This is a genomic window from Chitinophaga sp. (genome assembly GCF_035564935.1).
In the GTDB taxonomy this organism is placed as follows: Bacteria; Bacteroidota; Bacteroidia; order Chitinophagales; family Chitinophagaceae; genus Chitinophaga.
Genome location: NZ_DATMTE010000125.1, coordinates 1 through 5,425, shown reverse-complemented (window position 1 = coordinate 5,425; position 5,425 = coordinate 1). Strand labels below are relative to the sequence as shown.

Genomic DNA, 5,425 nt, shown 5'->3' with positions numbered 1-5,425 from the left:
ATTTATTACCTCGGCGTAGTGCTGGGTCATAAATATAAACTGCTGCGTATTTCCTATAATATTTTTATGTTTGGCCTGATCATTTCTGTATTCGCATTCCTGATCGCGGCCATTTTCTTCCCGGTAAAAGCTTAATGATTCATGGGTGTTCCTTTATATAACCGCGATCTGAGCTGGTTATCGTTTAATTACCGGGTGTTGTTGATGGCTGCAAACAAACAGGTACCGCTATACGAAAGGATTAAATTCCTTTCTATTTTTTCTTCCAACCTGGATGAATTTTTCAGGGTGAGAATGCCGGCCATCCTTACTATCAACAAAGTGCTGGAGAATGATCCGGATGCCGGCGAAAATGAATCCATCAGCAGTGATACCCTGCAGCAGGTGTTACAGGAAATAAACCGGCAGCAGCAGGAATACGGGCAGATCTTTACCGGTAGCGTATTACCGGATCTGCAGGCCAGGGGCGTGCAATTGTATTATAACCAGCCCCTGCAAGCCGCCCATCTCCCCTTTACCAAAAACTATTTCCTTACTACCATACTGGCCTACCTGCAACCGGTATGGCTTAACGGGAAACAGGAAAAACTGTTTCTTGAAAACAACCAGTTATACCTTGCAGTAACGTTGGTGCCGGCACATAATACCGCCATACAGGAATATGTAATAGTAAATATTCCCGCGGCACTGCCCCGTTTTCAACAGCTGCCATCGCTGGAAGGCATTCATTACATTGCTTTCCTCGACGATATTATACGCGCCCATCTCCCCTACCTGTTCCCCGGCTATACCGTGGAAAGCTGCCATAGCGTGAAGCTTACCCGTAATGCGGAAATGGATATGGACGAAATGAAAGGCGATATCCTGGAAGAAGTGGAAACGCTGATCCGCAAACGCGAACTGGGTGTGCCTACCCGTTTTCTTTACGACGCCACCATTCCCCGGTCGCTGCTGCATTTCCTGGCTATCCAGTTTGATGTACAGGAAGATGAACAGGTAATGGGCGGCCGTTACCACAACCTGAAAGACCTGGCTAACCTGCCGGCGCCGGCGGGATTACAGCAGGTGGATTATCCCAGGGTTATCCCGGCGGAAAACAAAACCATTGCGGCTACCGACCGGTTGCTGGACCTGGTGTTGCAGCAGGACTTGCTGGTACATCTCCCCTACCAGCGTTATGATTATATCCTCCGCTTTTTCAGCGAGGCAGCTGCCGATCCTGATGTAGCCGAGATCTATGTAACGCTGTACCGCATCGCTTCCGGCTCACAAATAGCGCAGGCGCTGATCAGCGCCGCGAAGAACGGGAAAAAAGTGACGGTATTTGTAGAGCTGAAAGCACGTTTTGATGAAGCTAATAATATCCGCTGGGCAAAGAAAATGAAGGATGCCGGCGTAAAGCTCATTTATAGTATACCCGGTATGAAAGTGCATGCCAAAACTGCGCTGGTAAAGCGTAACCGGGGCTACCAATGGGATTATTGCGGCCTCATTGCCACGGGTAATTTCAACGAAAGCACTGCACGTTTTTATACTGATCATGTATTGTTTACCGGTCATAAAGATATTACCCGGGAGATGGAACTGCTGTTCCTTTACCTGCAAAGCAGGGAACAACCGGTTGGCTACCAGTTTTTGCAGTTCCAACATTTGCTGGTAGCACAGTTTAATATGACGGAGCGTTTTACCGGGTTGATCAACCGGGAGATCGTGAACGTAAAAGCGGGAAAGCCGGGCAGGATCATCATCAAAATAAATAACCTGCAGGAAAGGGGAATGATCGGCAAGCTGTATGAAGCCAGCCAGGCAGGTGTACAGATAGACCTGGTTGTTCGAAGCATCAACTGCCTGGTGGCAGATATCCCTGAAAGTAAGAACATCCGCATTACCCGTATCGTAGACCGGTACCTGGAACATGCGCGGGTATTCATCTTCCATAATAATAACGAAGAAGAAGTATACATGGGTTCAGCCGACTGGATGAACCGTAACCTGCACCGCAGGATAGAGGTATGTGTACCGGTATACGACCCGGTACTCCGGCAGCAGCTGAAAGATATTGTGCATTTACAGTTGCAAGACCCAGGTAAAGCCCAGCTGGCCATCCAGGCGTATGTCCAAAATATAATGTAATTTGGACATCCTGATTAATTATCATTTTATGAAAAAGTTTGTTTGGACGTTATTATTGAGTACAGCTTTCGCGATTCCTGCCACGCAGGCGCAAACACATGGCCAGGAACATATCTACAATCCTTCCGCCGATGCGAAGGCAGATATAGCCGCCGCAGAGCAAAAGGCAGCCAAAGAAAATAAGCATGTATTGCTACAGATCGGCGGTAACTGGTGTCACTGGTGCCTGAAACTGTATAAGTTTGTAGATGATGACGCAGCGCTGAAAGCAACGCTGAACAATAACTACGTAGTATATCATCTTAACTACAGCACGGAGAACAAGAACCTGCCTATTCTGAAAGAGCTGGGATATCCACAACGTTTTGGGTTCCCGGTGCTGGTGATACTGGATGCCAAAGGCAACCGGCTGCATACGCAGAACTCCGCTTTGCTGGAATCAGCCGATTCATATGATAAGAAAAAAGTGCAGGAGTTCCTGAAACAATGGTCACCCGCTGCATTGCAGCCCTCGCAGTATATCAACGAATAAACGCGTTATGGATAACGGCATTACCACTTTCAATACGGATGCTGTGCAATCTTTTCAAAAGTTTGCACAGCATCCGTTTAAGTTTTCGGCCTACCTGTTCTGGAAGCTCCCTGCAGCGTGGCTTTCGGGGGTGCGGTTAAAATCGCTGGAAACCAATACCTGTGTTACCACTGTCCCCTTCCGCTGGTTGTCGCAAAATCCTTTCCGTTCCACCTACTTTGCCTGCCTGGCTATGGCTGCGGAGTTAAGTACCGGTTTACCGGCCATAATGTATGTGCGCAGTGCGCCGCGTCGTGTATCCATGCTCGTTACAGGGATGGAATCTTCTTTTGTAAAGAAAGCTACCGGTATTACCCTCTTCACCTGTGCGGAACTGCCGCTATTGAGAGCTGCCATAGAACGGGCGCTCAATAACAATTCCGCGGAAACAGTTACCCTTCACAGTGAGGGCAGGGATAAAGACGGCATATTAATTGCCTCTTTCGCCATCACCTGGTCGTTTAAATGTAAATCGTAAAATGGTGAACTGTGTTCGCCCTAAATTTCAGATATGAAAATTGCATTTCATGGCGCTGCGCGCACTGTTACAGGATCAAAACACCTGATCACACTTAAGAATGGCAAAAAGATTTTATTGGATTGTGGTATGTTCCAGGGCATGGGCCATGAAACGGATTCCCTCAACAGGGAGTTTGGATTTGACCCGCAGGAAGTAACCTATATGGTGTTATCCCATGCACATATTGACCATTCCGGTCTTATACCACGACTCGTGAAACTGGGCTACAGGGGCAGTATTTTTTGCACGCCTGCTACCCGCGACCTGGCGGAAATACTGCTACTTGACTCCGCCGAAATACAGCGCGATGACGCGAAATTCACCAATAAAAAAATGGCTAAAGAGGGGCTTCCCTTTATAGAGCCGCTATACACAGTAGATGACGCCAAACTGTCTATTGACCGTTTGAAGCCAATGGGCTATAATACCTGGACGAACATTGATCCGGACATACAACTGATGTTTACCGATGCGGGGCATATTGTAGGCGCAGCGTCCGTACACCTGCGCATTACCGAGAACGGTAAAACAGAACAGATCTCTTTCAGCGGTGATATTGGCCGTTATAACGATGCCATCCTGAAATCGCCGCAGGTATTCCCGCAGGCGGATTATATCCTGATAGAATCCACCTATGGCAGTACCCTCCATGCGGATGCCGCTCCTGCCGATGATGAACTGCTGCGGCATATCCGGGAAACCTGTGTAGAGAAAAAAGGGAAACTGATCATTCCGGCCTTCAGCGTAGGTCGTACACAGGAGTTACTGTATGCGCTGAACAATGCTCAGCTGGCGGGGAAACTGCCCAAAGTAGATATTTTTGTAGACAGCCCGCTTTCTACAGAAGCTACAGCAGTTACCAAAGCGCATCCTGAAGTATTTAACAGGGAGGTAGCTAATGTGTTGAAAAGAGATGATGACCCGTTTGATTTCCCGGGATTACGATATATCAAAACAGTAGATGAATCCAAAGCGCTGAACTTCCGCAAGGAACCTTGTGTGATCATTTCTGCATCAGGTATGGCCGAAGCAGGGCGCGTGAAACATCATATTGCGAATAACATTGACAATGCCCGTAACACCATTCTTATTGTTGGTTATTGCGAGCCGCAGTCGCTGGGTGGTAAGCTGATGCGTGGCGCCAAAGAGGTATCTATTTACGGTACCCGTTTCCATGTAAATGCAGAAGTGGGTGTGATCCGTTCCATGAGTGCGCATGGCGACTATGAAGACCTGAGCCAGTGGCTGGCCTGCCAGCACCCGAAAGAGGTGAAGAAATTGTTCCTGGTACACGGTGAGTATGATGTGCAGCAGATCTTTAAGGCATGGCTGTTTAAAAAAGGCTTCCTGGATATTGAGATCCCGGACCGTCATTATGAAGTTGGTCTTGCATAAAAATATCCCGGCAAATGGAAAGGCCGGCGCCGGTCTTTCCATTTGCTATTCTTCCACAAACGGGAACCATAAGTTCACCCTTGTTCCCAACGCCTTTCCTTCTTCATCTACCAGGTCTTCAATATCGAAGCTGGCATCTACATTAAAACGGCTGTTGTACAGTGAGAGACGGTCGCGGGTAATTTGCAGTCCGCGGGATTGGTGACGGGGTTTATTCACTTTCTTTATAGCGGCTGATTTTTCGCGGCCAATGCCGTTATCTTCAATGGTGCACAGGATGCGTTCCTCTACTTTTTTAAACGTAATGGTTACTTTCCCTTTTCCTTTATCGTGTAGTAACCCGTGCCAAATGGCGTTTTCCACGAAGGGTTGAATTACCATGGTAGGCACATCCACCATATTGGCATCGAGGGAAGGATCTACAATGATCTCGTATTCAAATTCATCGGTGAAGCGGAGCTTTTCCAGTTCCATGTAGTTTTCCAGTACACCTATTTCCTGCGCTACCGTAGTATTATTGAGTTGTGAATTATCGAGCACATTACGGATCAGTTTTGCAAAGCGGCTCAGGTAAGCCAGGGCCTGTTCCGTTTCGCTTTTCATCATGAAGGTTTGGATAGAGTTCAACGCATTGAAGATAAAGTGCGGATTCATTTGCGCGCGCAGCGCTTTCATTTCCAGCTGGGCAATTTGTTGCTGTATAGCTTCGCGTTGTTTGGCTTCTTTTTTAATACCGGCAATACGAAGGCGGTAATAAAGGTAAACCAGTGAAACCGCCAGCAAGAGGCATAACAGGCGGAACCAGG

At 47.7% G+C, this 5,425-nt stretch carries 6 protein-coding genes; 5 read left to right on the top strand and 1 reads right to left on the bottom strand.

Annotated elements, in window-relative coordinates; genetic code table 11:
• Genes VN105_RS29710 through VN105_RS03340 form a run of 5 tightly spaced genes read left to right on the top strand, consistent with a single transcriptional unit; the run spans window position 1 to window position 4,619 of the window.
• On the top strand, window positions 1-135 hold the full coding sequence (locus VN105_RS29710) for a Pycsar system effector family protein (RefSeq protein WP_349255706.1): 135 nt from the start codon (window positions 1-3) through the stop codon (window positions 133-135).
• 6 nt (window positions 136-141) lie between these two features.
• Window positions 142-2,133 carry a polyphosphate kinase 1 gene (gene ppk1 / locus VN105_RS03355; protein WP_325637916.1) on the top strand — a complete coding sequence of 664 codons (1,992 nt, stop codon included), beginning with the start codon at window positions 142-144 and terminating at the stop codon, window positions 2,131-2,133.
• 28 nt (window positions 2,134-2,161) lie between these two features.
• Window positions 2,162-2,665 carry a thioredoxin family protein gene (locus tag VN105_RS03350; RefSeq protein ID WP_325637914.1) on the top strand — a complete coding sequence of 168 codons (504 nt, stop codon included), beginning with the start codon at window positions 2,162-2,164 and terminating at the stop codon, window positions 2,663-2,665.
• A gap of 7 nt (window positions 2,666-2,672) precedes the next feature.
• Window positions 2,673-3,182: a DUF4442 domain-containing protein gene (locus tag VN105_RS03345; RefSeq protein WP_325637912.1), complete on the top strand. Its 510-nt coding sequence runs from the start codon at window positions 2,673-2,675 to the stop codon at window positions 3,180-3,182.
• Between the two features lie 33 nt (window positions 3,183-3,215).
• Entirely contained in the window at window positions 3,216-4,619 is a 1,404-nt protein-coding gene (locus tag VN105_RS03340; protein WP_325637911.1) for an MBL fold metallo-hydrolase, read from the top strand.
• 45 nt (window positions 4,620-4,664) lie between these two features.
• On the opposite strand, the gene VN105_RS03335 is transcribed toward VN105_RS03340, so the two are convergent.
• Window positions 4,665-5,425 (bottom strand): sensor histidine kinase (locus VN105_RS03335; protein ID WP_325637910.1); only part of this gene is annotated, 761 nt, incomplete at its 5' end.